This is a genomic window from Mycobacterium syngnathidarum (assembly GCF_001942625.1).
Classification (GTDB): domain Bacteria; phylum Actinomycetota; class Actinomycetes; order Mycobacteriales; family Mycobacteriaceae; genus Mycobacterium; species Mycobacterium syngnathidarum.
The window spans coordinates 228,285-253,718 of sequence record NZ_MLCL01000024.1; the positions used below are offsets into that span (position 1 = coordinate 228,285).

The window sequence follows — 25,434 nt, forward strand, 5'->3', positions numbered from 1 at the left end:
CGCGACCGGATCGTGCTCCTAGCTTTATCCGGCTGAGAGGGACGGCAGCGACGATGGACGGATGCGCCGACTGCTCGTTCTGCTGTGCGCGGGGGTGCTGGCCCTGGCATGCGCACCTACCGCTGGCGCGGTCGACCCACCATGGTTCGCCTCCTCGGTCGGCAACGCGACCCAGGTGATTTCGGTTGTCGGCGTGGGTGGTTCGAAGGCCAAGATGGATGTTTGGCAACGTGGCCCCGCTGGTTGGCAGCCGGTGGGCGCGGGGATCGACGCCAACGTCGGTGCAAACGGGATGGCGCCGCAAACCCATGACGGCGAAATGAAAACGCCCATGGGCATTTTCACGCTCGACTTCGCCTTCGGCACTGCACCGAATCCCGGCGGTGGGCTTCAGTACGTCCAGGTCACGCCCGACCATTGGTGGGACGGCGACATGAAGAGCCCGACCTACAACACCATGCAGGTCTGCAAGAAGGCGCAGTGTCCGTTCAACACCGACCCGAGCAGCGGGACGGAGAACCTGCACATCCCCCAGTACAAACACGCTGTGGTGATGGGCGTCAACAAGGCGCGGGTGCCGGGCAACGGTGGGGCGTTCTTCGTACACACCACCGACGGCGGACCGACAGCCGGCTGCGTCGCGATCGACGACGCCACCCTGGTGAAGATCATGCAGTGGCTACGGCCCGGCGCCGTGATCGCTGTCGCCAAATAGCCGTCAAATATTCAGGGCCGCACCGGGTTCCAGGTTGAAGTTGAGGCCCTCCAGCGACAGGGTGGCATCGTAGGTGCGGTCGTAGCCGGTGGCGCTGATTTTCCAGCCGTCGGCGGTACGGCGGTAGCGGTCGTGGTAGAACGCCGAGCCGAACAGCATGAAGTTCATGCTCGGCACGATCACCCGGTCCTGCAGGTACCAGGTGGCGGTGGCCTCGTCGCCGTCGACTTCGATCTCCGGGTGCGCGACGCGATGCTCGGTGATCACCTCCGGACCCAACGAGCTCTTCATGTACTCCACCAGAGAGTCGCGGTCGGTGAAGTGCAGCGTCTTACCCATGGACTGCCCGTAGTCACCGGCGATGTCCTCGGTGAGAGTGTCGGCGAACTCGTCCCAGTACTTGGTGTCCAGGGCACGCAGGTACCGGTACTTGACTCGTTCGATGTCGTCGATGTCACCCATGCCCGACATTGGAGCACACCGGCCGCGGCGGGTGTGACGCTATGCCGAACGCGTCAGGTCGCGCGTGGCCGGCCCCTCGATCAAGGTGCCGTCCGGAGCGAAGCGGGAGCCGTGCAGCGGACAGTCCCAGGACTTGTCGGCGTCGTTCCAGTTCACGATGCCGCCCAGATGGGGGCATACCGGCGAGACCGTGCGTTCCACTCCGTCGACCACGCTGTGTGCCTCCAGGTGCCACGGCGGCCCGGTCACGACGCCGCAGTCCTCGGACGCCGTGGCGCCCATCCGGGTCACCGGGGCGATCCAGCCCTTGGCGAGGTTGAATCCGACGGCCAGGTTGGCCTGTGCCGCAGTGGCGAGACCCGACAGTTCGTGCGGGCTCCAGCTCGCGAAGGCCTCCGCCCAGTCCATTCGACCGCCCAGGAGACGCCCGGCCAACGCCAGCGCCGCGGCCACCCCGTTCGTCATTCCCCATTTGTCGAAACCCGTTGCCACCAAGATCTCGTCGTGACCCGGAAGAATCGGGCCGACGTAGGGCAGGGCATCGACCGGCGTGTAGTCCTGCGCCGACCAGAAGTGGGTTTGGACAGCGCCGGGCCAGTGCAGCTTGGCCCAGGAGGACAGTTCGTCGATGGATGCCGCCGGGTCGCTGCTCCGCCCCACGGGATGGCCGGCCCCGCCGACGATGAGCAGCTCGCCGTCGTCAGTGGGAACCGAACGTGTTGAGCGGGTAGGTGAATCGGCCGAGATGAACATCCCCCGGGTGATGTTGCCCGGTACCCGGAACGCCATGCAGTACGACCGGTGGGGAGTCACTCGGGCGAAAAAGCCGCCGCGGTCCAGGATCGGAATGCCGGTGGCCAGCACGCACCGTGTTGCTCGGACTTCGGCCGTGTCGTCCGTGCTGGTCTGCACCTGGAGTTTGAGGCGAGCGCCGTCGTGGCTGACGTGTTGCACCCGCGCTCCTTCGACCAGCCGTGCTCCGCGCTCGTGAAGTTCGGCGATCAGGCTGTCCAGGAACGGCATCGGGTCGAATTGGGCTTGATCGGCCAGTCGTACACCGCCGTGAAACGGGAAGGGCACGTCGGCCTCGTCGACCCACTCGGCAGCCAGTCCTGCGGACTGGCAGGCCTCCAGTTCGGCCTGGGCTTTGGCGACGCCACCTGCCGACTGCGCGTAGGTGTAGGCATCCTCACGCTGAAGGCTGATCTCGCGCTGTGCGCAGTAATCGATCAGCCACTGTTGGCCTTCCAGATTGCCCTGCGCGTACTGCCGGGCCACCTTCTGCGAATGCTTGCCCATGATCTCGGTCATCCGGTTGCCTTGCAGCAGGCTGATCTTCGCGGTGGTGTTGCCGGTCGCGCCGGCCCCCGCCGTGCGTGCCTCGAGGACCAGGACGTCCTGTCCGGCCCGGGCCAGCAGTACAGCGGTGACCAAGCCGGTGATCCCGGCGCCGACCACGACGACGTCCGCGCTCCGCTCGACCTCGGTGAGAGTGGGCGCTATTCGGTGCTCGGGACGGTCGGCAAGCCAGAGGGATGTCATGGTGGTCGCTGTACCCGTGCTCGGGGAAGCTAAACGCTCACCGAGTGGGCCGAGCAGTTGCCGCGACCGTCGGGCGTGCGTTGTCGACGGTGGTCATCACGAACGCGGTGTCGGTTCCGCTGTTGCCCGGGCGCGGGTGCGCGAATACGCCGGGCATGGGTACCGGTGTTCGGGCACTGAGCCCCCTGCGGAGTGTCGGTGGGCCCCGGCGCCGCGCGGCGGCTATCGTGGCGGGCGTTATGAGCGGCCCGTTGGGGTTGTCGATCGGGACCACCAACTTGGTTGCGGCGCGTGTCGGCAATCAACCTGTCAGCCGGCGTTCGGTGCTGACCTTGTCGGCCGACCGGACGCCGCAGGTCGGCGTGCCTGTGTCCGGTTCCGGTGTCACCCTGAGCGGCTTCGTGGAGCGGGTCGGCGATCCGGTGCCGTTGGTGGCGCCCGACGGCGCCTCCTATTCCGCGGACACCCTGTTGGTCGAGGCGCTCGATGCAATGGTCGAGCTGGCCGGTGGCCCCTCGGATCAACTGGCCATCGCGGTGCCTGCGCATTGGGGAGCGCCTACGCTGCGTGCCCTGCGTAATGCCCTACGCACCAATCCCAGCTTCTCGCGCGACGGGCGGCCGCCGCGCCTGGTCCCCGATGCTGTCGCCTCTCTGGCCGCGTTACGTGCCAACCCGGGCCTGCCGCCCAACGGTGTGGTGGCACTGCTGGACTTCGGCGGTGGCGGTACCAGCATCACGCTCGCCGATGCCGCCGCGGCGTTCGAACCGATCGACGAGACCACCCGCTATCCCGATTTCTCCGGTGATCAGATCGACCAGGCGCTGCTGGCGTATGTGCTTGACGGCGTGGCCCAGGCCGGTGGCATCGATCCGGCAGGTACCGCGGCGGTCGGTTCGCTGGCCCGGCTGCGTGAGGAATGCCGTCAGGCCAAGGAACGGCTGTCAGCGGACACCGCGACCGATCTCGTGGTGGAACTGCCCGGCTATTCGGCCACCGTACGGGTGACGCGCACCGAACTCGAGTCGTTGATCCAAGCTCCGCTGGACGGTGCGCTGGACGCGCTGGAAAAAATGTTGGAGCGCAACGGGATCAGTTGGCCGGCGGTGTCGGCAGTGGTGACCATAGGTGGCGGCGCCAGTATTCCTCTTGTCACCCAACGCCTTTCGGAGCACTCCCGGGCGGTGGTGGCGACGACGCCGCAGCCTGCACTGGACGCCGCGATCGGCGCCGCGCTGTCTGCCGCCTACCTCGCCGAGGCCGATGCGCAAACCGGGGTGGCGCCCACACTGGGTGCGGCGGCCGTGGTGCCTCCGGTCGAAATGCCTTCCAGCCCAGAGAGTTCCTCTACATTCCGCGCGTTGGCGTGGTCAGAAGATGACGCCGGCGACGACGTGGTGCCCTACACCGGTCCCGATCTGGTGGACTCCTACGGCAGCGAGACAGCTGCGCGGCCGGCTGTGCAGTATGTCCCGCCGACGGGCCCGATCGAACAGCCACCCGCGGGCTGGCAGCGTTTGCCGCTGACGGTTTTCGCGGTGGCCGCGGCGCTGGTGGTCGTCGCGATCGGTGGCGTCACCTATGCGCTGACCAGTGCCACGGGCACCGCACCGAGTTCAGAGGTCAAGCCACCGGAGCCCAAACCGCTGCCCCCGCAGGAAGTGGCACCGAGCCCGGTCGAAGCCCCGCCCCCGGCCCCGGCCGCACCGCCGCCCGCGCCTGAGCCGGTGACTCAGGCCCCGCCGCCGGTCACCGTGACCCAGGCGCCGCCCCCGCCGGTGACGGAGACGCACGTCGTCACGCAGACGACCACGCCTCCGCCCGTCACCACGACGACGACAACCACCACAACGACCACCACCACCACGACGACGCCGCCGACAACCACCACCACGGTGCCGACCACGACCACCACCACGACGAACCCGATGACGACGACGTACGTCACCGTGCCGTTCGTCCCGGTACCGATTCCGATCCAGGTGCCGAACCGTGGCGAAACGCAGCAGCCCTATCCGCAACAGCCGCAGTACCCGTACCAGCAGCAACCGCAATATCCGTACCAGCCTTACCCGTGACGAACTGCGGCTGAGCGCGCTACCTTTCGATCAACAATCGGGAGGCATCGTGAACCGCATCTATGCTGCCGCCGTCGGCGCCGTCGCATCCATGTGTTTGTCAGTCGCACCGGCCTTGGCAACACCTGCCGAAGGCGACGTGGTGCGCACTGATCTCGGTCAGGGAACCACCACGGCGCCGATCTGGGTGGTGACCACAGGCCAGCCCACCACGCTGCATGTGCAGAGCCTGTTGCTCAAGCCTGGAGCCGACAGCGGTTGGCACAGCCACCCCGGGTGGGAACAATCGGTGCTCAACGAGGGTGCCGTGGTGGTGCAAACCGCGGCCAACTGCGCACCGGTGGAGTACGTCGCGGGCCAGGCGGTCGTGATTCCGGCCGGGGTGGCGCACCGGGTGTCGAACCAGGGCGCCGTCGATGCCGATGTCGTGGTGACCTACACGCTGCCCGCCGACGCACCGGTGCGCGACGACGCTCCTGTTGCCTGTCCCTAGCTGCGAAAACGCATCTCGCACCACGAAACTTTGGGCAGGGTCGGAAATGTGGGTAAGAGTTCGGTTAAGGTTCTGCTGTGCCTGAGATGGATCGTCGCAGTGTGATGTTCATGATGGGTCTGGGGGTGGCAGCGGCTTCATTGCCTGCCGGGATGGCCAACGCCGACCCGGCAATTGGTGATAACCCGCCTGCGCCTGCCCCTGGAGCGCCCACTCCGCCTGCTGCCGCCGCGGCGCAGCCCAACTTCCTGTTCCAGGATGAGTTCAATGGTCCGGCCGGCGCTCCGCCCGACCCGACGTGGTGGCACCTGATCCCGGAGCGCGAGACCATCAAGAACCCGGTCGAGTGGGACAAGCCGTTCAACATGGGCCGCTACGTCGCCGACACCCAGCACGCGTTCCAGGACGGCAAGGGCAACCTGGTGATCCGTGCGACGCGCGGACCGGGCACCACGGTGCAGGAGAAGTACGCCAGCGCCAAGGTCGTCGGGAACTGGCGTGGTGGCATCGGCACCACCTGGGAGGCCCGGGTCAAGCTCAACTGCCTCACCGACGGTGCCTGGCCGGCGTTCTGGCTCCTCAACGACAATCCCGTTCGCGGTGGCGAGGTCGACCTGGTCGAGTGGTACGGCAACCGTGACTGGCCGTCGGGCACCACGGTGCACGCCCGGCTGGACGGCGAATCGTTCGCCACCAACCCGCACCCCATCGACAGCGCGTGGCATACCTGGCGGATGACGTGGAGCCCGCAGGGGATGTACTTCTGGAAGGACTATGCCCCGGGCATGGAACCTTTCTTCGAGGTCCCGGCAAACTCTTTGCAGGACTGGCCCTTCAACGATCCCGGCTACACGATGGTGCCGGTGTTCAACATTGCCGTCGGCGGCTCGGGCGGGCGTGACCCGAGTGGTGGCGACTACCCGGCCGAGATGCTGGTCGACTGGATTCGCGTTTTCCAGGGCTGAGTTTTCTGGCGATCTTCCGCCCGCTCACGCCTGCTTTGTCACGCTGGAGTGGCGCTCGGCTTCGAGCGCCACTCCAGCGTGATATTGGGCGCGGTGAGGGGACGCGACGGCGTCAGGGGGCTACCGCGATCCGCAGTTTGTCGGTGGGCGGTGGGCGCAGCGCCGCCTCGATTTGGGCGAGCGGCACCGGCGCCGTGACGAGCGCATCCCACGGATAACGCGCACGGGTGCGGTCGAGGAATTCCACCGCCTGGTGAAGATGCCGGGGTTCGTAGTTGTGCACACCGGTGATGGTCAACCAGTGCCGCACAACGGTTTCCGGGTCCACTGACAGGGGCGGCCCAGGAGTGACCGAGCCGGCCAGCACCAGGATGCCGCCGATGTCGAGACGGCCCAAGGCGTTCGCGACGGCAGTGCTGGATCCGGTGTAGTCGATGGTCACATCAACCGGACCATCGTCACAGCTTCGTCCGCCGAACCGTGCCGCGAGCGCCATCCGGTCGTCATTGCGGTCGACCACCTGAACATCTGCCCCGGCCGCGTCACATGCCGCGACTGCGGTGAGGCCGAGCATCCCTGCGCCGCCGATGAGTACACGTCGTCCCTTCAATTCACCGGCGGCCTCCAAGGTGGCCATGACCGTTGCCGTCGCACACGCGGCGGGTGCGGCAACCGTGTCGGGCAGCGTGTCGGGAACCGCGGCGATGGTGGTGCCGCGCGGCAGGACCACGTGTGCGGCATAGGAACCCGACAACGGCCAGTCTCCGTCGAAAGGTTCGTGGCCCACCTTGCGTACCGACAGGCATTTGGCGCTCAGCCCGGACCGGCAGCGGCTGCAGGTACCGCAGGTCACTGTCACCGACCAGATAACACGTTGTCCGACTTGGGCATCCGCCCCCGCGCCGACTGCGACGACGTTCCCGACGGCTTCGTGCCCGAGCACCGAGGGGCACGGCGCGGGCCGCCGTCTGCTGACGGTGTGCAGGTCGCTGCCGCAGACCGTGGCAAGTCGGACCCGCACCAGTACCTCACCGTCGCCGAGTAAGGGAACCGGAACTTCCCGCACCTCGACGCCGGAGCCGGTCCACACCGCGGCCGCTGTCACACGAGGCGGGATCGGATCCATCCTGACAACCTTTCGATGGCGTAGACGATGACGAAGATGACGAGGACGATCGCGCCGGCGACATCGAAGTTCAGGGTGCGGATCGACTCGAACAGCAGGTAGCCGACACCGCCCGCGCCGACGATGCCCAAGATGGTCGAGGTACGCACATTCACGTCGAACAAGTACAGGCTGGACCCCACCATCGCCGGCATGGCTTGTGGAATCACCGCGGAGAACAACGTCTTCCACCAACCCCCACCCACCGAGTGAACGGCCTCCAGCGGTCCAGGGTCGATCTCCTCGACCGCGTCGGCCACGAGTTTGGCCAGGAATCCGATCGAGCCGATGGCCAATGCGCAGGTGCCGGCGATGGGGCCGAGCCCCAACGCCGCAACGAACACGACGGCCAGGATCAGCTCGGGCACCGCCCGCACCAGCAGGATCCAGCCGCGAGCGGCCCAGTAGACCGCCGGATGGGGAGTGACGTTGCGGGCGGCCAGGATCCCGACCGGAATCGACAGCACGACGCCGATCGCGGTCGACACCACACCGATAGCCACGGTTTGGCCTGCGGCCACGAACAATTCGCTGCCCAGTGCGGAGAAGTTGGGCGGGACCATCCGGGCGAACACCTCGATGGCCGGCCCCACCCAGGTCACCAGGGACATCGGGTTGATCTTCAACATCGCCAAGGCGAGCACGCAGCCCGCGATGAGTCCGCCGCCGAACACGAACCGCGCGATGCGCTCCCGGGCCGGGTTCGACTGCGCGGGATCCAGCAACATCCGGCGGATCACAATCGAAAGCAGCTCCATGGCGGCGATGATCACCAGGATGACACAGGCGATACCGAGTGCCCGCGGATAGATCAAGCCCCGCAACGCATCCTGCAACGCGAAGCCGATGCCTCCGGCGCCGACGAAGCCGAGCACCACCGACATGCGCAGGTTGATGTCGATGCGGTAGATGAACGTCGCGATCCACGACGGGACGGCCTGGGGGACGACGGCGTTGAGCATCTCGCGAAAGTAGCTCGCACCGGTGCTGCGCACCGCCTCCCGAGGACCAGGGTCGGTCTGCTCGATGGCATCGGCGAACACCTTGCCGAGCATCCCGATCGAATGCAGTGCCAGCGCGAGAATGCCCGGGAGAACACCGATTCCGAGTGCACGGACGAACAGCACGGCGAACAGAAGATCGGGCATCGCCCGGCAGAACGTGATGATGGCACGGGCCACCGCCTGCACGGCCGGATGCGGTGTGGTGTTGCGGGCGGCCATAAACGCCAGCGGCACCGAGGCAATCGCAGCGAGCACCGTCCCCAGTACCGCCATCAACAGGGTCTCGACGGCCAGGCCGGCGATGCGTCCCGGGTCATCGAGCCGGGGCGGGACCATCCGTTCCAACAATGCGGCGACTTCGTCGAAACCGTTGAGCAGGGTGGCCGGGGCGAAGTCGATGGACCAGGCCGCGACGATGGTGGCCACTACCGCGGCGACCGTGACCAGGTGCAGCAGGCCGGGCAGGGGCCTGTGGTCGGTTGGGGGAGAGGCCGAGGGCGTGGGCCGTTCGGTGAGATCGGTGCTCACGAGGGACGGGCCGCCGAACGGGCTGCCGGATCCACGCGTTGATAGATCTCCATGACGTCGTCGCGAGTCATCCCGACCGCGGGCCGGTCCAGGATCTTCTGGCCGTTGCGCAGGCCGACCAGGCGATGCGCCCAGCCCAGCGCGAGGTCAACCTGGTGCAGCGTGCATACGACGGTCAGTTTCTCCTCGATGCAGACCCGGAACAGCAGATCCATGACCACACCGGCGTTTTCGGGATCGAGTGAGGCGACGGGTTCGTCGGCCAGCAGTAGGCCGGGTTTCTGCATCAGGGTGCGGGCGATCGCGACGCGCTGTTGCTGACCGCCGGAGAGGGTGTCGGCGCGGCGGTCGGCGTAGTCGGCCAGGCCGACGCGGTCCAGATGGGCCAGGGCTTCGGCGCGCATTGTCTTGGGGTAGGTCAGCGCGCCGTAGCGGGGGAGCCGCAGCTGGCCGAGGCCGCCGATCAGGACGTTCTCCAGGCAGCTCAACCGCCCGACCAGATTGAAGTGCTGAAAGACGAACCCCACGTTGCGGCGCAGCGCCCGCAACTGTCTGGCCGAGGCCCGATCGACATGGGTGCCGCCGACCTCGACACTGCCGGATGTCACCGGGTGCAGTCCGTTCAGGCAACGCAGCAGGGTGGACTTGCCCGACCCGGACAGGCCGAGCAGCACCAGCATCTCACTGCGCCGCACGTCGAGGCTGACGTGATCCAGGGCCAGGGTGTCACCGAAGCGTTTGGTGACGTCGCGGGCGATGACGACGAGGTCGTCGCCCGCGACGGAGTGGTGGGGTCCGTCGGACGGCATGGTTGTCAGCCCTTGCACTTCTCGGAACCGGTGACGTCACAGACGTGGCGCACGCCGCTGTAATCCGAGTCCTCGACCGGCACGAAGCCCCAGGCACGCTCGTCGGTGATCCGGCAGGCGTCGCCCTCGCAGAAACCCTCGGCCTCAAGGTTTGTCACGTTCACCTTGTCGGCGAAGAGGGTCTTGAGCTTGCCGACGGCTTCGGGACCCAGGGCGTCGTTGGCGGCGAACACCGAGCCGGCGATCATCTCCGACTTCCATACTGTCTTGAGCTGGCCTGGTTTGAGGTCGCCCTTGGCGATCATGGTCTTGTCGACCATGGTGTCGAAGGCGAAGCCGGCGTCGCAGTCACCGTTGGCGATCGCCAGCGCTGAAGAGTCGTGGCCGCCGGCGAAGATCGGGGACATTGCCTTGGACAGATCGCCCTCGGAGCCGGATTCGATAACCCCCGCCTCGATCAGGCCCGCGGTCGGGTACAGGAATCCCGAGGTGGAGCTCGGGTCGACGAAGCAGACCTTCTTGCCGGCAAAGTCCTTGAGGCCGTTGATGTTCGCCTCGTCAGCGCGGGCCAGTCCGTAGGACTGATACCCGGGCTGGGCGCCTTGCTCCTGGATCACCGCACCGACCGGGGTGACCTTGGCTCCGTTGACGCCCGCAACGACGTAGGCGAACGGGCCGAAGAAGGCCAGGTCGACGTTGTTGGCGATGATGCCCTCGACCACCCCGGCGTAGTCGGAGGCCTGCACGAACTCGACCTTGGAGCCGGTCTCCTTCTCCAGCAGCTTGATCAGTGGCTGGTAGCTGGCCTTGAGGTCGGTGGAGTTCTCGGCCGGGATCGCGGCCAGGGTCAGGGTTTCCGGGAAGCCCTGGGCGGTCGTGGCGTCCGAATTGTCGGAGCTTGAACAGCCCGACATTGCGAGCGCGGTGCAGGCAGCTGCCACGGCAGCGATACGAGCTGAGGGGCGCGGGATGCGGAACATCATGGCGCGTAGGACCTTTCGGGCGGGGACGTTTGGCGGGCAGTGCGCGAGCGGGGGTGCGCAACTGCCCTGCCCCACACCCTGTGGGTTGGTCTATACCAACGGGTGCATCGAGGTTGGCGAGGAGGTTAACAACGCGGCAAGTCTTGGTCTATACCAAATCTTGCTACCGTTGACGGGTGGCCGCGAGCGCAGAACCGAGGGTTCTCAAGCACCAGGTTGTCCGCGCGCAACTGGAACGGCTGCTCGACGATCTGGAGGTCGGAGACCCCTTCCCGGCCGAGCGAGAGATCGCCGAACGATTCGACGTGGCCCGCGAGACGGTCCGCCAGGCGCTGCGAGAACTGTTGTTGGCCGGGCGGATTGAACGCCGTGGCCGCACCACCGTCGTCGCGCGGCCCAAGATCCTGCAGCCGCTGTCCATGGGCTCCTACACCGAGGCCGCCAAGGAGCAGGGGCGCAGCGGCGGGCGCATCCTGGTCGGCTGGAGCGATCTGATCGCCGACGACATCCTGGCCGGACAACTCGGCATCGACGTCGGGGCACCCGTCCTGCAGTTGGAGCGGGTGTTGACCACCGACGGCATCCGCGTGGGTCTGGAGACCACCAAGCTGCCGGCCGCGCGCTACCCGGGGTTGCGGGAGACCTTCGACTACCGCGAGTCGCTGTATGCCGAGATCCGCAGCCGAGGCATTCGCTTCGAGCGGACTGTCGACACAATCGAGACCGCGCTACCGGACGCCCGGGAATCGGCACTGCTCACCGTGGACAGCCGGACCCCGATGTTTCTGCTCAACCGGGTGTCCTACGACCAGAATGGGATTCCGATCGAACAACGGCGCTCGCTGTACCGGGGTGACCGGATGACGTTCACCGCGGTGATGACGGCTTCGTAGGAACGGCAATCGACCCCCGTTCAGACGCCGGGCGAGGGTGTTTTCGTCTTGAAACAACAAAGCGACTTGCCTTAGAGATTTCTTAGTATCGTGACCAATTTGTTACTAATGACCTGCGCAAACACGCCGGAAATGTGCTTGACAGTCAGTTAAGGAAACTCGCAGAACCGGGGTGCGGTTGCTGCGTGGTGAAGAAAGTGCCCGTATGGTGCCCGTGTGGGCCGACACGCATTAGCCAGCCCCAGTCAGCGCAAACTGCCGGCTGTCGCGGCTGCGATCATCGCTCCGGTCGCCGCGTTCTTCGCGAGTGCCAGTGCTGCTCCTTCATCCCCTTTTTCCGAAGCCGCAAAACCTGCCTCAGCTCCCGCACCGACCCCCGAGGTGCCGTGCTGTATGGAGATCGTCGCTGCGCCCGCGGGCCCCACGAGTGCTGTCGCCCAAACCGTGGGTCTGAGCGCGAACCAGGCGTCGCCCGCCACGGCTTCTCGCTGGCGTGTCATCAACATCCCGCAGTTGCTGCCCCTGGGACTCGCTCCGGAGCGCGGACTACAGGTCAAAACCATTCTGGCGTCGCGCGCCGTCAGCGCCGACTTCCCCGAGATCCACAACATCGGCGGCGTCCGGCCGGATGCCCTGCGTTGGCACCCCGACGGCCTGGCCCTCGATGTCATGATCCCCAATCCGAGTAGCGCCCACGGCATCGAACTCGGAAACCGCATCGTGGCCTACGCCCTGAAAAACGCCGACCGATTCGCCCTGCAAGACGCGATCTGGCGGGGTACCTACTACACGCCCGGCGGCGGAGCGAAATCCGGCGGATACGGCCACTACGACCACGTCCATCTGACCACCAAGGGCGGCGGCTACCCGACCGGCGGCGAGCTCTACCTGCGCTGAGGTGTCGTCCCGTGGTTAGTCGGCGTCGGCCTCGGGCTCAGGCTCCGCGTCGGGCACGTCGCGTCGCCGCGCGAACATCAGAACGAGGTCGCGGATAGGTGCCTCGCGTCGTGCCCCCCACTCGGGTCCCACGGTGAAATCGGCGTCGGTCGCCACGAAGCGATAGCCCGGCAGGTCGCGCTGTGGCGCGAACGGAAACTTCATGTGCCACAACCTGTTTGCGACGACTGCGGCGGCGTCGGCGGGCATCGGGCGGTCGATGCCGAGTGGGATGCAGATGTCCTGCGTGTGGATCAGGATATCCAACAAGGGGTCGACTTCCTTGGTCATGGGCGGCCGCTTCCGCGAACCCGCCATGGCCCGCAGCCGCGCTGTGATGGCGGCAGGTTCGGCGGGATCATCCAGCGCTGCCCGACGCACCATGGCGTCGAACCGGAAGCCGGACTTGATGGCCGACGGCAGCATTTCACCGAGGCTCGCGTGGGACTGCGTGATGTGAATGGCGACCTCGCGCACGGTCCAGCCGGCGCACAGTGACGGTGTCGCCCACTGCTGCGGTTCAAGCGTGTCGAGGAGATCGGCGAGCTGTCCGCGCTGCTCATCGATATTGCGCCAGATCGTGTCGGAGTCCACGGCCGCTCCTATCGTCAGGATTCTCCTGACCAAAATAGTCGCGCTGGACAACACTCTGGCCCAGCACCGGGGTGCTGGGCCAGAGAGTCTCCGTGCGTGGCTAGTCCGTTGCGAACGCGGCCTGCGCCTCCTTGTCGAGATCGACGTACTTCTCCTCACTCACGTCGACCGCGACGCCCTTGATCGTGCCGCCAGTGAACCGCCCCGGATTCTGGTACATCGACGACACGTTGTCGCCGCTGTCGAACCCGACGCACAGACCGTCGCCGGCGAGGGTGAACTTGCCGATCTGCGCCCGCATCGGCCCCTTGTCTGCTTCCTTGCCGTCGACGTAAAGAATTGTGGTTCCGAGGGATTCGCCGTGATCGCCCTTCTTCTCCCTAATGAACTCCATGCCCAACGCGTGCTTGCCCTCTGGCAGTGGACCGGACACGAACACCTGCTCGGGCTTGATACCGAGGAAGTTGTAGACGTAGTGCAGCTTGTTGTCCTTGATGAACAGGGCATGCCCACCGAACCGCGAACCGTGCGCGAACAGCACGCCCTGCGCATCCTTGGTCATGTCGACATCGGCGATGATCTTGTAGGACCGGCCGCGGATGTTGGCCGCCACCCCCTCGGGCACCGGCGCGGTGTCGGGGTAGTAGAGGTAGCGATTGCGGGGCGGTTCGAACTGGGGCCGCTCGATGGTGATGAGTTCGACCGCGGCGCGGTCATCGAGGGGCAGCACGTAGTTGTTCTTGGCCTCCTCGTGCCACGCATCGATCAGTTCCTTGAGCTTGTCCGGATTCTGATCGGCGAGGTCCGTGGATTCGGAGCGGTCCTCGTCGACGTGGAAGAGCTCCCACTTGTCCTGATCGAAATGGCCTTTGCCACTGATGGGCGCGTGCAGAGCTGACGCTTTCCAACCGTCCTGCCAGATCCCGCGGGTGCCCAGCATCGCGTAGTACTGACGCTTCTTGGTGGTGGGGGCGTCGGCGCCGTCGAAGCTGTACCGCATCGAAACACCGTTGACCGGGTACTGCTTGATGCCGCGATACTCCTCCGGCATCTCGACACCGGCCACGTCGAGAATGGTGGGCACAACATCGGTAGCGTGGTGGTACTGATGGCGCACCTCGCCCTTGGCTTTGATGCCCTTGGGCCAGTGGATCACCATCGGATCGCAGGTGCCACCGGAGAACTGCGAGTAGCGCTTGAACATCTGGAACGGTGTGGAGAACGCGACCGCCCACCCTGTCGGGTAGTGATTGTAGGTATCCGGTGTGCCGAGCTTGTCCAGCATCGCCATGTTCTCGGCGAGATCATCCGGGTAGCCGTTGAAGAACTTGTTCTCGTTGACCGAACCGTTCGGGGAACCCTCACCGGACGCACCGTTGTCGGCGCAGTAGAAGATGACGGTGTTGTCCAGCTGCCCGGTCTGTTCCAAGTAGTCCACGACCCGGCCGACCTGGGCGTCGGTGTACTCGGAGAACCCGGCGAACACCTCGGCCATTCGTGAGAACAGCTTCTTCTCGTCGGGATTCAGAGAGTCCCAGGGCCGCACCGCATCCGCTTCCGCCGAGACATCCTCGGGCAGCGGGTTGATCGGGGTGAGTTCGGTGCCCTCGGGCATGATCCCCTTGTCGATCATCCGCCTGAGCACCCACTCGCGGTACGCCTCGTATCCATCGTCGAACTGGCCCTTGTACTTTGCGGAGTACTCCTCGGGGCTGTGGTGCGGCGCATGGTTGGCGCCCGGGCAGAACCACATGTACCAGGGCTTGGACGGGTTACTGGACTGCTGATCGCGCAGCATCCGGATCGCCTGATCGGCAAGGTCTTTCGACAGGTGATAGCCCTGCTCCGGAGGGTAGGGCTGCTCGATGAACCGGTTGTCCTCGCTCAAATCCGGGTACCACTGGTTGGTTTCACCGCCGACGAATCCGTAGAAGCGGTCGAATCCCTTCTGTAACGGCCACTCTGACTTGCTGCCGCCGCTGGAGACATCTTCTTCCGGTACGTTGTGATCTTTGCCGACCCAGAATGTGCTGTAACCGTTCTCCTGGAGCACCTGGCCGACCGTTGCGCATTGCGCGGGCAGTCGGGCTGCCGCTCCTGGAAAGCCGTCGGACCCCTCGGTGATGCTCGCGAAACGGTTCACGTGATGATTGCGGCCGGTCAACATGCAGGATCGGGTTGGCGAGCACAGTGCGGTGGTGTGCCACTGCGAATAGGTGAGCCCGTTGTCGGCCAGCTTTTGCAACGTGGGCATGTTGATCCGGCCGCCGTACGGCGACCACGAGGCCATTCCGGTGTCGTCGAACAGCACCACCAGGACGTTGGGCGCGCCTTCAGGGGCGTGCTTCAGCTCGAACGGTTTCCAGTCCGGCTTCGAATCTCGGACGTCGAGTTCGATTTTCCCGTCGAAACCCTCGTTGATCCCGGTGCCGTAGTCGGGTGGACCGGCTTCTCCGCTGGCTCCCGGCTTTCCGGAGTTGTCGTCACATCCAGCGACGAATGCGCCGGCAGCGGTTACTCCGACTCCGGTAGCAGCGATGCCCCCCAGCATCGAGCGTCGCGACAATTTGCCGCGGGTATTGCGATCGGTCTCCGTCATGTCATCGCTGTTCGATTCCATGTTGGCTCACACTATGCCCGTTCGGGCGCACTGTCTGGATAAATCACCGCAGAATCGATGCGTTTCGACAAACGTTGTATGCCAAGCATTCCTGCGACTGTTCGCCAGAAATGCGCCTCACCCTTTTCGGGCGACATCTCCTACAGCGGAATCGGGCGGTTCAGATCGTCGGCGCTACCGTCGGCGAGTAGCTCGTGGAGATTGCGCAAAGTCGTCGCGCATGCCGCTCGCTTGGCCGGGTCGAGCCGGTCGAGCACTCGGCTCAGCTCACGCCGGCGACGGGCGGTGACCTGCCGGACCAGCTTGCGTCCGCGGTCGGTCAGCGACAGCGTGACGACGCTGCGGTTGGTGGGGTCCGAACCTCGGACCAGATGACCGGAGGCATCCAACCGGTCGGCCAGCCGGGTCACCGTCGACCCGACCACGCCGAGGGCGTGGGCACACTCCGTCGAGGTTGACTTCCCGCGCTCCTGCAGCACGAGCAGCAACCGGAACTGCGGTAGGGAGATCTCCAGCTGGTCCACGCTGCGCAGCGCGACGCCTACGAGGTCTCGGGTTGCCATTTCGAACGCCGACAGTTCGTCAACGGGGGTGCGGGTCGTCTCGTGCTGCGGCGCGCTGCCCATCCAGGCAGTATTCCACGCGAAACCGTGCGGTGGCGGTTAGTGGTTGCGTTGGCACCGAATCTCCGCGTCGAATGCGGGCCTAGTCGAATGTGGATACCGCTGTGAGCAAAAAGCCGGTGCGTCAAGGTGATTCGGATCCGCGCCGGGCGGCTGATGCGGTGCGACGCGGTGGGTGTCACTCGCGTGGCTGGGACAACAGCGCCACCACCGCGTCGGTCAACGTCGCGCGAGCGATCTCCAGATCCGAGGTGAAGCCCAGTTGCCGTTCGTTGCTCAGGCCCCGAATCGCCGCGGGCAGCAGGCACCGAACGCGATACAGCTGATCCGGGGCGAGATCGAGTCCGGCCATCAGGTAGTCGAAGCCTTGAATCCAATCGAGCTCGCGCGCAGCGAAAGCCGCAGCCGTCTGCGGGTATTCGGCGGCGATATCGGAGCGGCGCGGGGGCAGCGATGTGCGCAATGCCGTAAGTGCCTGCCCCTCGGTGGTATCCAGGTACATCCAGACCGAGTCGATGGCAGCGGCCACCCGCTCCCGTAGCGTGCCGCTGCGGGCTGGCGCGTCATTGGCGCCGGGTGACCAACTGCGGGAATGAATTTCGGTGATCACCGCCACCCAGAGTCCGTCCAGGTCGCCGAACTGGTGCTGCACCGTGCCCCAGGTGACACCGGCGTCCTTGGCGATGCGGTTTGCCGACACCGGCTCTCCACCGCTGTCGGCCAGGCATCGGATGGCTGTGTCGAGCAGTCGCGCGCGGGTCTGAAGGCCGCGCTTGTTCAGCCGGGTGCCCGCGGCGGACTGGATGGCCGCTGACGGGACCGCGGCGCGCCACTGCTCCTGGGCGCGCAGGGCCTGCGGTGACTCGTGGGTGCTCAGGCAAACCTCCCCGGGTTGGCCGCGACCGCTCGCCGCAGCGTCGGCCGGTTGGCCCGGTAAGCGTGCACGACGGGTGCGATTTCGTGCGGGCTCGCCCCGTGCATGATGACCGAGTGGGTGCCCAGATCGTGCTGGCGGGCGACGGTTCTCGCGCACTCCTGCGGTGACCCCTTGGCGACCGAGTCCAGCCATTCGGCGGGAATCAACTCGCCGATCCGCTGCAGCGTCTCGAGTGAGGCACTGGCGTCGATCGGCCCGGCCGTGGCCGCGTCGGTGAACAGCTCGCTCTGCTTGATTCGCTCCCAGACGGCGGGGTCCCAGCCGTTGGCCGAAACCAACACATCCGCGTACGCCTGCAAGTAGGTCGCCAGGCGGCCGACCCCACGGCGCAGCTGATCCTCTTCTGACAACGCGTCGGGGACCGTCGCCAGACACGCCCAGATGCGCACGCTGTCGGGATCACGGCCCGCGCGTTCGGCGCCTCGGCGCACCGCCTCGACCGAAGACGTCGTCGCCTCATCGGAGAAAAAGGTATGGAGCACAACGAAATCGGCGATCTCGCCGGCGAGTTCCATGGTTTTCGGGCCGACCGCCACCAAACCGATGGGCGGTCCGTCGGGCAGGCCGCTGGCATGACGCAGGAACGGCCACTTCCCGGCCGGGCCATCGTGATCGAGGATCATCTCACCGGCCCAGAGCCGGCGCAGGATGCCGAAGAAGTCACGCAGCCGGGCCTCGGTCACCACCGGCAAGCCGATCGCCTGCCAATACGCCGCCATGCCACGGCCGAACGCCATCGCGAAACGGCCCTCGGTGAGGGCGTGCATCGTGGACCCGATCGTCGCGGTGACCGTGGGATGCCGGGTGTGGTAGTTGGTCGACGGTGCGATCCCCAGCGTGGTGCTGGCACCTGCGACCGCGCCCGACAGGACCGCCGGGTCCTTGACCGTGAAGCGTTCCCCGATGTGGCAAGAGCCCAGACCGAGTGCGTCGGCGGCGCGGGCTTCGGGCAAGACCACCCGCACATCGGCCGGGTGACGGGTCACCGCGTAATAGCCGAGCTCGTTGAGCTGATCGAGTGCGCCATCGGTGCTCGCCGGGGTGGTGGCCTGCGCGGCAGTGCTCATTACGTGCCTCTCATTCGTGGATTCCCTGCACTGTCTGCCGTGGCGCAGACGATTGTCAATGAGGGTTCTCAATGAATGGGAGATGTGGCTGGAGTTGCACACGGTGGGGTAGTGGCGTAGACGGCAACGTTCTGCAGGACGTTGACGCGGAGGAGCGGCAATGGGAAGTGTCAGAGGAGGCTCGACTGCCTGATGGGGGCGCGCCTCTGAAGAGTTGTTATGGAGCCGATGACGGGAATCGAACCCGCGTATTCAGCTTGGCGAATCTGCGGTTGTTGCCGTTCATCGAAGTTCGCTAATGTACTGCACTGCAACGACTCTCACTGTTACCTGATACGCATCGATACATGTAAGTTCGGCGCGATTCACGGGCGTTTATGCGGGGAAAATGCGGAGCACCCGCAACGCCCGGCTTGCCGAAACGGCAAGATGAGTTGATGGACGAACACGCCCGTCGCCGGATACCCGACTGTCCAAATTGGACACTTGGCCTGACCAGGGGTTTTCCAAACAAGTACCACCACACGAAACCTGGGGACCCGTACGCAGGAAAATCCGCAGCCCCTTCCGGCTTCCGTAGGTGGGCCGGGTGGGGGGTGGAGTCCCCTGGGGGTATCGGGCCGCGCGCCTAGTTCTCGTCTGGGAGATGGTCGTGCTCGCCGAGGTCCATTTCGAAGTATGTGGTGTAGAAGTCTTCGGGCCACTCTTTGTAGCAGTCGGGCAGTGTGCGCAGGACGGAGTTGCCGAGGTGTGCAAGTTCGAAGATGAGTTCTTCGATGCCTCGGCGGCCGTACTTGCCGATGTCTTCCGGTAGGTCATCGGTGTAGCTCTCGTGGACGTTGCTCCAGAAGATTTCCCAATCACCGCGGAAGGCTGCATCGACGAACATGTGGGCGTCTTCGTGTGGGCCGCACACGAGGTTTTGGTATCGGGTGTTGTTCCAGGTTGTTTCGTCGTCGCGAGCGCAGTGTGCGGTGAGTTCGTGGACGAAGTACGCGAGGTGTGTGAATAGGTCGATGTGGGGATGGGTGTGGTCCTCGATGCCGTAGTCGGCGAGGATGGTGTGGCGCAGTTGGGGGTTGCCGTGTTTCGCGCAGCGTACGAGTTGGACGGCGTCGCGGCGCACTGGTCTGCGGTCCATGGGGTTGCAGCGTAGACGATGGGCCAGGGTGGTTATCGGTCTTGCGTACGGTTCTTGTGTTGGTTGCAAGGCTGACAGACGGCTTGGTGGTTGTGGGGGTTGTATGCGAGGTCGGGGCGTTTCGCCGCCGGGATGATCTTGTCGACGGTTGTTGCGGTGCCTTGGCAGATTCCGTCGTATTTGAGTTGGCATTGATAGTTGAACCGTGCGAGCACTCTTGGGGTGATGACCTGTTGCCAGTGGCGGGTTCCTGTCACTTTGGATGACGCGGTTCGTGGGCTGGTTTTCCAGCCGTTGGAGTGTTCGTCGCAGCGTGTTCCGGGTTTGACGAGGACGGTGCAGCCGTTGATGCCGCAGTGCTTCATGGCGCGGGGCATGTGGGTGATCTCCCTATTTGGGGTGCCCCGCCGGTTCCTTGAATGGGTGGCCGGCGGGGCGATTCGGCCTTAGCTGCCGGGTTCGGTGATGGTGAACTTGCCGATGCGTTCGGGGCGTACGACGTTCCAGCCGATGCGCCAGGTGGCGCGGATGACGGTGGAGTCGGCGCGGAATGCGGCGTGCTCGCTGGTGGCGATGTTGACGGTGCCGACTGCGGACACGACTGCTGAGGAGTCGACGACGAGGCCGCTGTAGGGCGTGGCGTAGCGGTTGACCAGGACGGGCAGGTCGAGCAGCAGGCGGGTGGCGTCGGTGGTGCCGGCGCCGAGGAGTGAGGCGTTGCTGTCGGTGGCGGTCTTGAGCTTGCGGAGCTGGCCCCATCCGAGTGGGTCGACGATGATGTGGGTTGGCATCGACCCGTTTGATTCGAGTTGTGCGACGAGGTCGACGAGGGCGTCGAGGTCGTCGGTGATGGTGGTGCCGGATTCGATGCCGGTGATGTTGAGCAGGCCGGCGGGTGGTGCGACGGCGGGCAGGGTTGGTGCGGTCTGGGCGATGAATGCTTGGTCGGCGCGTTTGATGATGGCCCGTGATACCGACGCTGAGAGTTGGTCGGCGGTCTGTTCCTGCTGGAACTGTTCGTTGGACAGTTCGACGTTCTGTTGGATTTTGGCGGTGTAGACGACGACTTCGGATAGGTCGGGGTCGCTGTCGGCGGGTGCTTGGCCTTCGGCGGTGAATGTGGCGTCGTCGTCGTTGACGTAGGCCACGCGCAGGCTGGGGGCGTCGCCGAGTACTTCGCCGCCGATGGTGCTGGCTTGCAGGATCAGGGCGTCGGGTACGACGTCGGCGGCGGGGAAGAAGGTGGTGTCTGGCCGCCAGGGGTAGGCGGCGTCGCTGGTGGTGATGGCCATGGTGGGGCCTTCTTTCGGGTGTGGGCGTACAGGCGTGCCGTACGCAAGTGAATGTTTGCGTCGGCGTGGCCGCTGGCCTGTCACCGTTCCCGCGCTGCGGGTGAAAAGGGGCGCCGTGGTGGTCTCTGACCGGATGTGCGGCGCCCCTTTTAGTTTACTCGCTGCGTGGTCTGAATGCGTCGCTGAAGGTTGGGGTGGTGTCTGCGCCGACTGGGGTGGTGCTGGTTACTTCTGTGGCGGATACGGGGCGGCGGCGTTTCCAATGTTGGTGTGTGTCGGCGATTTTGGTGGCGGTGTCGGTGACTTTGTTGGGGTCGATGTTGCCGTTGTCGTCGAGGAGGTCGGTGAGTTGGGTTCCGTCGCGCCACATGTCGGTGGGGTCGTGCAGTGCGGTGGCTGCGATGCGTTCTGCTTCGCTGCGCTGCAGGGTTTCGAGGCGTTGTTGCATGGTGGTGAGTTCGGTTTCGGCGTCGCGGAATTTGTTGCGCCACTTGGCTGCTTCGCGGTTGGGGTTGTCGCCTTGTGGTTCGTCGTCGGGGTGGTCAGCCTCAGGTTCGGGTGTGGTGGGTTCGCTGGCGGTAGCGGGGTCCGGCTGGATGTCGTCGGGGGCCTCGGTCGGTGTCGTGGGTTCGGTCATGGTTAGTTGTTCTCCTTGTTTTCGTTGTCGGCGGCGTTGGCGGTCCAGGCGCGCAGGATGTCGAGTTTTTCGGGGTGGTCTCGTAGGTCTGGGGCGAGTGCATCGAATACCAACACCAGGGTGGCGCGGAACGTTTCGAGTAGCCGGCCATCTGCGGTGGCTTCGGCCAGGACGGTGCGGGTGCCGAGGCTGTCGCGGGTGAGGCAGTGGGTGACGAGGGCGCCGGCGCGGCGGCAGTCGACTGCGCGGACCTTGTCGCTGGCGGTGGGGTCGGCGGGTTCGGTCATCAGTGGGTGCTCCTACTGGTTGGTGGTGTGGGTGACTTTCGGGTCGAGCAGTGATTCGACGGCCGGTATGTGGGGGCAGTCGGGGTAGGTGTCGGGTGAGCAGTTGCATGTCCAGCCGTCGCGGGGTTGCCAGTGGACGAGGTAGTCGTTGGCGGCGGCGAGGACTACGGGGCTGCGTGCTCGGATGCCGAGTACGCGAATGAACCTGATTTTCATGCTGTCTGGTCCTTTCGGGGGCGGCCTGCGGGTTTCGGTTGGGTGATGCGTCCGGCGACGACACCGGGTGGTCGGCGGCTCGGCTTGAGGGTGTTGAACCACTCGGTGCACGACGCGAGCGCGGGGCACAGTCGGCATAGTCCGAGGGCTTGTTGGTGGCGCTCGGCAGCGGTCTCGGGCTCCTCGTGCATGCCTTGCTCGTCGAACAGGTGGTGTCGGCCTCGGCAGCGTGCGCCGGGTAGTGCGGGGGCTGCGCCTACGGCGGCCAGGAGGGCGGTGAGTTGATCGGCGCTCACGATGCGGCCCCGTCGTTCGTGGTCGTCGGGACGATGCGCCAGGTGGTGCTGCGGCCGTTCTTTACCGACTCGATGCGAGGGCAGCGTTGAACGACCTCGCGGCGCAGCGATTCCCAGCTATGGCCGGCGGCTTCGCAGTCCTGCTTGAGCACCGTCTTGTCGACCTGGACGGTGTTGGTCGGGAGGGTGTCGAGCCAGTCGTTGAACCATGACAGGACGGGCTGGTAGCCGGTCGGTTGCCCGGTGATCGACCAGGTTGTGGTGCCGCCCTTGCGTTCGAGTAGGACAACGTCGGGGTGGCTGGCGATCGCTTGGTGTAGGAGGTTATCCGAATAGTCCTCGGCCGCGGCGGCTGGCTTGACAGCAAACGATGTGAAGGTGGTTTCGCCGGCGTCTCGGAGCTGGATTACGTAGTTGTCGAACCACTTCGCGCAGGACAGCTTCGGCTTGTGCAGGGTTTGCTGGCGACGGCGCTTGGCGGTGCAGAAGTCACAACAGCCGGTGTCCGTCCGAGCGGGTGCGCGCCGGCAATCCGGGCATAGAGTTCGGTTACTGTCGGCTACGTCAAGGGGTGACCCATTTTTATCCGCGACATCCGCGACATCCGCGACATTTTCGAGTTCTGCCTGTTCAGAAAGGGTAAATGTGTGTCGCGCTTGTGTCGCGCTTGTCGCGGTTGAATAGCTGTCCGCGACAGTCCGCGACGCGCTGACCTGCAATGTCTCGCTTGTCTCGGATGTCGCGCTTACAGATGGACTGAGCCAGTGTTGCCACGCTTGACCTAATCCCGTGTGGCCGTCTACCGCGTAGCCCTTGTTCTTCGCCAGGCCGATACGAATGTCTTTCGACTTGACGCCGTACTTGCCCAGCTCCTTTGCTAGGCGGCGTTGATCGAGGGTCTTGCCCCACAGGTCGCGCCATTCGGATTCGGGGTCTGAGGTCAGTTTGGAAATGATGTCGGCGGACCACATGGCGTTGACGCCCTCGGCGTCGATCAGGGCTTTGATGTCGCGTAGCAAACGCTGACCGAGTGACAGCCTCTCGTCGTCAGATGCCGAAGAGATCACGAAGAACCGGCACGCGGCCCGCGCTTTGGCTGGCCACTGTCCGCCGGCCAAATCGGCTATCGCCAGAAGTGGCTCCCAGATCTCGGCCGATCGGTCTGTGACCCCATCGGGCATGTCGGGGCGGGCATCAGCAAGACCTACTTCGTGCTCGGAGGCCCATTGTGCGAGCGACTCCCGGATGGGTGCGGCCTCGGCCAGGGCATCGCGCTCGCGGAAGTCGGCCACCTTCTGATCCGGTCGGCGCCGGCGCATGTGGATCGTGACACCGCGGGTCCGGATGGTGTCGGGCATCTTGCCAGCCAGCCCAGCCAGCGCGACGGGGGCATGGACGGGGAACTCGCGCACCTTCATGTTCTTGGCGTCGCCTTCGCAGCGGTCGACGGTCGCACCCTTGCGGTACCCGGCATTGAACAGGGCGCGGAGATCTTCAGCCTGAGGTGTGGCGGACTTGCCGAAGATGGCGTCGGCTTCGTCCTGCAGAACTGTTGGCGGCGGTAGCCCTTCGTCTACCGCTGCCGCGATACGTCGGTACAAGGCGGCGGTGGTCGTGCTCAAGGTGAGTTTCGCCGATCGGCACAGCAGGGCCAGCAGCTCCAGAACACGGGTCTTGCCACTACCGGGTTCGGCGCTATCGAGGATCAACCGCGGCGTCACGTAGAAGGCGTTGACAACCCACGTGTGAAGGACCCACAGGGCGACAACGACACTGTGGTGCTCGGAGGGGAACGCCACGTACTTGCTGACCATCTCGCTGGCCTCATCGAGAAGCTTGGATGTCACGCCGACTCCTTTCGTCGGGGTATGTATGCGGGGCCGCGGCCGCGGGCGATGCGCTTGGCGAGGGCCGACCAGCCGCCGGCCGCTGCAATGTCTCGGGATGCCTCGGCGCGTTTCTCTTGGGCGAGTTCGGTGTGCAGCACCCAGTGCTCACCGGATGCCGCTAACGCCAACAGTTTTCGCGGGTCGGTGTCGGGCAGTTCGCACCATGCCGGGGTGCCAGCGGTGGGTAGCGGCCCGACGTTGGCCTTGGCGACCATGGCCCTGATGAACTCGTGCGTCGGCCACCAGGCGACTTGCTGGGACTGCGGAGTACCCGCGCCACGATCGGCGGCGCGGGTCTCCAACTTCTTCTGATCGGTCACCGCTGTGCCTCGCGGGACGGGATCACGACGTGAAGCAGCGGTTTCCCATCCGGACGGCGCGGTGGGTCTTGCTGGACCTTCTGCTTGCGCCACTCGATGCGCCCGAGCACGGCGTAGGTGATGTTCAGCAGGGCCGTGATGTCGGAGAGGGTCAGTTCAGCTTCCGGAATAGTGCGGGACACACTGTGGAGCTCGGCAAGTAACGCTCTACGATCCATCTCGTGGGCCTGCGGTTCGATCACCGGACCACCTCCACCGCTTCGAGGGTGTCGGCTGCGCGGTCGATCGCCACGCTCGCCCGCTTCAGGTGGCAGATTCCAGTGGTGAGGTCAGCGCATCCGAACAACGGTGCGTCAGACGGCAGACTGTCCAGGATCTTGTTGAGATCGGCTCGCAGCAGGTCGATACGGTTCACCGCGACGTCGAGCTGCTGGGGCACAGTCTCGGGCGGGGTGTACGCGTCGCAGAAGGCGCAGAGCCCGCCACCAGCGGTTGGCACCGTGCAACTGGGGCATTCGGTGATGGGTACCGACACGGGGCTTGGGGTTGGTAGATTCATGGTGAACGTCTCCTATCTAGCGGTTGGTGGTGTTCGGATCGGTCCCCGCCGGTGCTGGTAACACCGGGTCAACGGGGACCGATTTGCGTAGGTCCTCGGTGTGATCCGTGTCAGGAATCAGCCCGAGGTCGTCAAGCTGGTCGCGGTCGAGCTGGTCGACGTTCGGATGCATTACGCCGCACCTTCGAGCCGGCTGATGTAATCCTCGATCTGGCGGTCGGTCGAAAACCTCAGCTTGCCGATCTTGCAGCTCGCCAGCTCGCCGGTCCTCCAGAGCTGAAACACCATCGTCCTGCTGATGCCACCGAGCTTCATGCTCGTGGCCTTCCAATCGTTCACTCGTACTCCTTCCGTTTCCAAAATGCGACACACAGACGTATTTG

Annotated in this window: 30 protein-coding genes; 6 read left to right on the forward strand and 24 right to left on the reverse strand. The window is 65.4% G+C overall.

All coding sequences use genetic code 11. From position 1 onward, the window contains the following. Positions 1–61 precede the first annotated feature (61 nt). Positions 62–715 carry a L,D-transpeptidase family protein gene (locus tag BKG60_RS07270; protein ID WP_075909461.1) on the forward strand — a complete coding sequence of 218 codons (654 nt, stop codon included), beginning with the start codon at positions 62–64 and terminating at the stop codon, positions 713–715. A 3-nt stretch (positions 716–718) separates the two neighbouring features. On the opposite strand, the gene BKG60_RS07275 is transcribed toward BKG60_RS07270, so the two are convergent. Together BKG60_RS07275 and BKG60_RS07280 are read right to left on the reverse strand one after the other, a co-directional pair. After that, on the reverse strand, positions 719–1,177 hold the full coding sequence (locus tag BKG60_RS07275) for a nuclear transport factor 2 family protein (protein WP_207553869.1): 459 nt from the start codon (positions 1,175–1,177) through the stop codon (positions 719–721). A 39-nt stretch (positions 1,178–1,216) separates the two neighbouring features. Beyond that, positions 1,217–2,719: an FAD-dependent oxidoreductase gene (locus BKG60_RS07280; protein ID WP_075909463.1), complete on the reverse strand. Its 1,503-nt coding sequence runs from the start codon at positions 2,717–2,719 to the stop codon at positions 1,217–1,219. 239 nt (positions 2,720–2,958) lie between these two features. On the opposite strand from BKG60_RS07280, the gene BKG60_RS07285 reads away from it, so the two are divergent. The 3 genes from BKG60_RS07285 to BKG60_RS07295 all read left to right on the forward strand — a co-directional run bounded on the left by BKG60_RS07285 (position 2,959) and on the right by BKG60_RS07295 (position 6,255). After that, complete coding sequence (locus BKG60_RS07285; protein WP_075909464.1) at positions 2,959–4,797, forward strand: Hsp70 family protein; 1,839 nt, start codon at positions 2,959–2,961, stop codon at positions 4,795–4,797. A gap of 49 nt (positions 4,798–4,846) precedes the next feature. Further along, a complete protein-coding gene (locus BKG60_RS07290; protein WP_242671589.1) occupies positions 4,847–5,290 on the forward strand; it encodes a cupin domain-containing protein in 444 nt (147 codons plus the stop codon). Positions 5,291–5,376: 86 nt separating this feature from the next. Then, entirely contained in the window at positions 5,377–6,255 is an 879-nt protein-coding gene (locus BKG60_RS07295) for a glycoside hydrolase family 16 protein (RefSeq protein WP_075909465.1), read from the forward strand. Between the two features lie 112 nt (positions 6,256–6,367). On the opposite strand, the gene BKG60_RS07300 is transcribed toward BKG60_RS07295, so the two are convergent. From BKG60_RS07300 to BKG60_RS07315, 4 genes are read right to left on the reverse strand one after another with little or no spacing between them, the layout of a single operon-like run. Then, positions 6,368–7,381 (reverse strand): zinc-binding dehydrogenase, encoded by a 1,014-nt coding sequence (locus tag BKG60_RS07300; RefSeq protein WP_070946317.1) that lies wholly within the window; start codon positions 7,379–7,381, stop codon positions 6,368–6,370. Next, positions 7,357–8,952: a phosphonate ABC transporter, permease protein PhnE gene (gene phnE / locus BKG60_RS07305; RefSeq protein WP_070946318.1), complete on the reverse strand. Its 1,596-nt coding sequence runs from the start codon at positions 8,950–8,952 to the stop codon at positions 7,357–7,359. The genes BKG60_RS07300 and phnE overlap by 25 nt, the downstream gene beginning before the upstream one ends. After that, on the reverse strand, positions 8,949–9,761 hold the full coding sequence (phnC, locus tag BKG60_RS07310; protein WP_070946319.1) for a phosphonate ABC transporter ATP-binding protein: 813 nt from the start codon (positions 9,759–9,761) through the stop codon (positions 8,949–8,951). Before phnC ends, phnE begins: the two co-directional genes overlap by 4 nt. 5 nt (positions 9,762–9,766) lie before the next feature. After that, positions 9,767–10,744: a phosphate/phosphite/phosphonate ABC transporter substrate-binding protein gene (locus BKG60_RS07315; protein WP_070946320.1), complete on the reverse strand. Its 978-nt coding sequence runs from the start codon at positions 10,742–10,744 to the stop codon at positions 9,767–9,769. Between the two features lie 176 nt (positions 10,745–10,920). Here BKG60_RS07315 and BKG60_RS07320 point away from each other — a divergent pair, with 176 nt between their 5' ends. Together BKG60_RS07320 and BKG60_RS07325 are read left to right on the forward strand one after the other, a co-directional pair. After that, complete coding sequence (locus tag BKG60_RS07320) at positions 10,921–11,637, forward strand: GntR family transcriptional regulator (RefSeq protein WP_070189488.1); 717 nt, start codon at positions 10,921–10,923, stop codon at positions 11,635–11,637. Between the two features lie 216 nt (positions 11,638–11,853). Then, positions 11,854–12,534 (forward strand): VldE C-terminal domain-containing protein, encoded by a 681-nt coding sequence (locus BKG60_RS07325; RefSeq protein ID WP_070946321.1) that lies wholly within the window; start codon positions 11,854–11,856, stop codon positions 12,532–12,534. A 15-nt stretch (positions 12,535–12,549) separates the two neighbouring features. On the opposite strand, the gene BKG60_RS07330 is transcribed toward BKG60_RS07325, so the two are convergent. From BKG60_RS07330 to BKG60_RS31920, 18 genes are all read right to left on the reverse strand, one after another. Next, a complete protein-coding gene (locus BKG60_RS07330) occupies positions 12,550–13,167 on the reverse strand; it encodes a maleylpyruvate isomerase family mycothiol-dependent enzyme (RefSeq protein ID WP_070946322.1) in 618 nt (205 codons plus the stop codon). 100 nt (positions 13,168–13,267) lie between these two features. Beyond that, on the reverse strand, positions 13,268–15,787 hold the full coding sequence (locus BKG60_RS07335; protein WP_070946323.1) for an arylsulfatase: 2,520 nt from the start codon (positions 15,785–15,787) through the stop codon (positions 13,268–13,270). Positions 15,788–15,927: 140 nt separating this feature from the next. After that, positions 15,928–16,413 (reverse strand): MarR family winged helix-turn-helix transcriptional regulator, encoded by a 486-nt coding sequence (locus BKG60_RS07340; protein ID WP_070946324.1) that lies wholly within the window; start codon positions 16,411–16,413, stop codon positions 15,928–15,930. A 175-nt stretch (positions 16,414–16,588) separates the two neighbouring features. Continuing rightward, entirely contained in the window at positions 16,589–17,110 is a 522-nt protein-coding gene (locus BKG60_RS07345) for a TetR/AcrR family transcriptional regulator (protein ID WP_234998631.1), read from the reverse strand. A 173-nt stretch (positions 17,111–17,283) separates the two neighbouring features. Further along, complete coding sequence (locus tag BKG60_RS07350) at positions 17,284–18,414, reverse strand: TIGR03857 family LLM class F420-dependent oxidoreductase (RefSeq protein ID WP_070189493.1); 1,131 nt, start codon at positions 18,412–18,414, stop codon at positions 17,284–17,286. 628 nt (positions 18,415–19,042) lie between these two features. Next, positions 19,043–19,555 carry a hypothetical protein gene (locus BKG60_RS07355; RefSeq protein WP_075909466.1) on the reverse strand — a complete coding sequence of 171 codons (513 nt, stop codon included), beginning with the start codon at positions 19,553–19,555 and terminating at the stop codon, positions 19,043–19,045. Positions 19,556–19,587: 32 nt separating this feature from the next. Further along, positions 19,588–19,932, reverse strand: a complete 345-nt coding sequence (locus BKG60_RS07360; protein ID WP_070946327.1) for a hypothetical protein — start codon at positions 19,930–19,932, stop codon at positions 19,588–19,590. 69 nt (positions 19,933–20,001) lie between these two features. Continuing rightward, the gene (locus BKG60_RS07365) at positions 20,002–20,847 is read right to left on the reverse strand and encodes a phage major capsid protein (protein WP_070946328.1); all 846 of its coding nucleotides are present in this window, start codon (positions 20,845–20,847) and stop codon (positions 20,002–20,004) included. Positions 20,848–21,001: 154 nt separating this feature from the next. Then, a complete protein-coding gene (locus BKG60_RS07370) occupies positions 21,002–21,484 on the reverse strand; it encodes a hypothetical protein (protein WP_070946329.1) in 483 nt (160 codons plus the stop codon). A 2-nt stretch (positions 21,485–21,486) separates the two neighbouring features. Then, a complete protein-coding gene (locus tag BKG60_RS07375; protein WP_070946330.1) occupies positions 21,487–21,771 on the reverse strand; it encodes a hypothetical protein in 285 nt (94 codons plus the stop codon). Between the two features lie 12 nt (positions 21,772–21,783). After that, positions 21,784–21,987, reverse strand: a complete 204-nt coding sequence (locus BKG60_RS07380; RefSeq protein WP_070946331.1) for a hypothetical protein — start codon at positions 21,985–21,987, stop codon at positions 21,784–21,786. Beyond that, positions 21,984–22,283, reverse strand: a complete 300-nt coding sequence (locus tag BKG60_RS07385; RefSeq protein WP_070946332.1) for a hypothetical protein — start codon at positions 22,281–22,283, stop codon at positions 21,984–21,986. The genes BKG60_RS07380 and BKG60_RS07385 overlap by 4 nt, the downstream gene beginning before the upstream one ends. Then, positions 22,280–24,130 (reverse strand): DUF3631 domain-containing protein, encoded by a 1,851-nt coding sequence (locus tag BKG60_RS07390; protein ID WP_070946333.1) that lies wholly within the window; start codon positions 24,128–24,130, stop codon positions 22,280–22,282. Before BKG60_RS07390 ends, BKG60_RS07385 begins: the two co-directional genes overlap by 4 nt. After that, a complete protein-coding gene (locus BKG60_RS07395; RefSeq protein ID WP_075909467.1) occupies positions 24,127–24,492 on the reverse strand; it encodes a DUF2742 domain-containing protein in 366 nt (121 codons plus the stop codon). The genes BKG60_RS07390 and BKG60_RS07395 overlap by 4 nt, the downstream gene beginning before the upstream one ends. Beyond that, positions 24,489–24,734 carry a hypothetical protein gene (locus tag BKG60_RS07400; protein WP_070946334.1) on the reverse strand — a complete coding sequence of 82 codons (246 nt, stop codon included), beginning with the start codon at positions 24,732–24,734 and terminating at the stop codon, positions 24,489–24,491. The genes BKG60_RS07395 and BKG60_RS07400 overlap by 4 nt, the downstream gene beginning before the upstream one ends. After that, positions 24,731–24,991 (reverse strand): hypothetical protein, encoded by a 261-nt coding sequence (locus tag BKG60_RS07405; protein WP_070946335.1) that lies wholly within the window; start codon positions 24,989–24,991, stop codon positions 24,731–24,733. The genes BKG60_RS07400 and BKG60_RS07405 overlap by 4 nt, the downstream gene beginning before the upstream one ends. Before the next feature lie 76 nt (positions 24,992–25,067). After that, the gene (locus BKG60_RS31915; RefSeq protein ID WP_165617828.1) at positions 25,068–25,223 is read right to left on the reverse strand and encodes a hypothetical protein; all 156 of its coding nucleotides are present in this window, start codon (positions 25,221–25,223) and stop codon (positions 25,068–25,070) included. Beyond that, positions 25,223–25,390 carry a hypothetical protein gene (locus tag BKG60_RS31920; protein WP_165617829.1) on the reverse strand — a complete coding sequence of 56 codons (168 nt, stop codon included), beginning with the start codon at positions 25,388–25,390 and terminating at the stop codon, positions 25,223–25,225. The genes BKG60_RS31915 and BKG60_RS31920 overlap by 1 nt, the downstream gene beginning before the upstream one ends. Positions 25,391–25,434 lie beyond the last annotated feature (44 nt).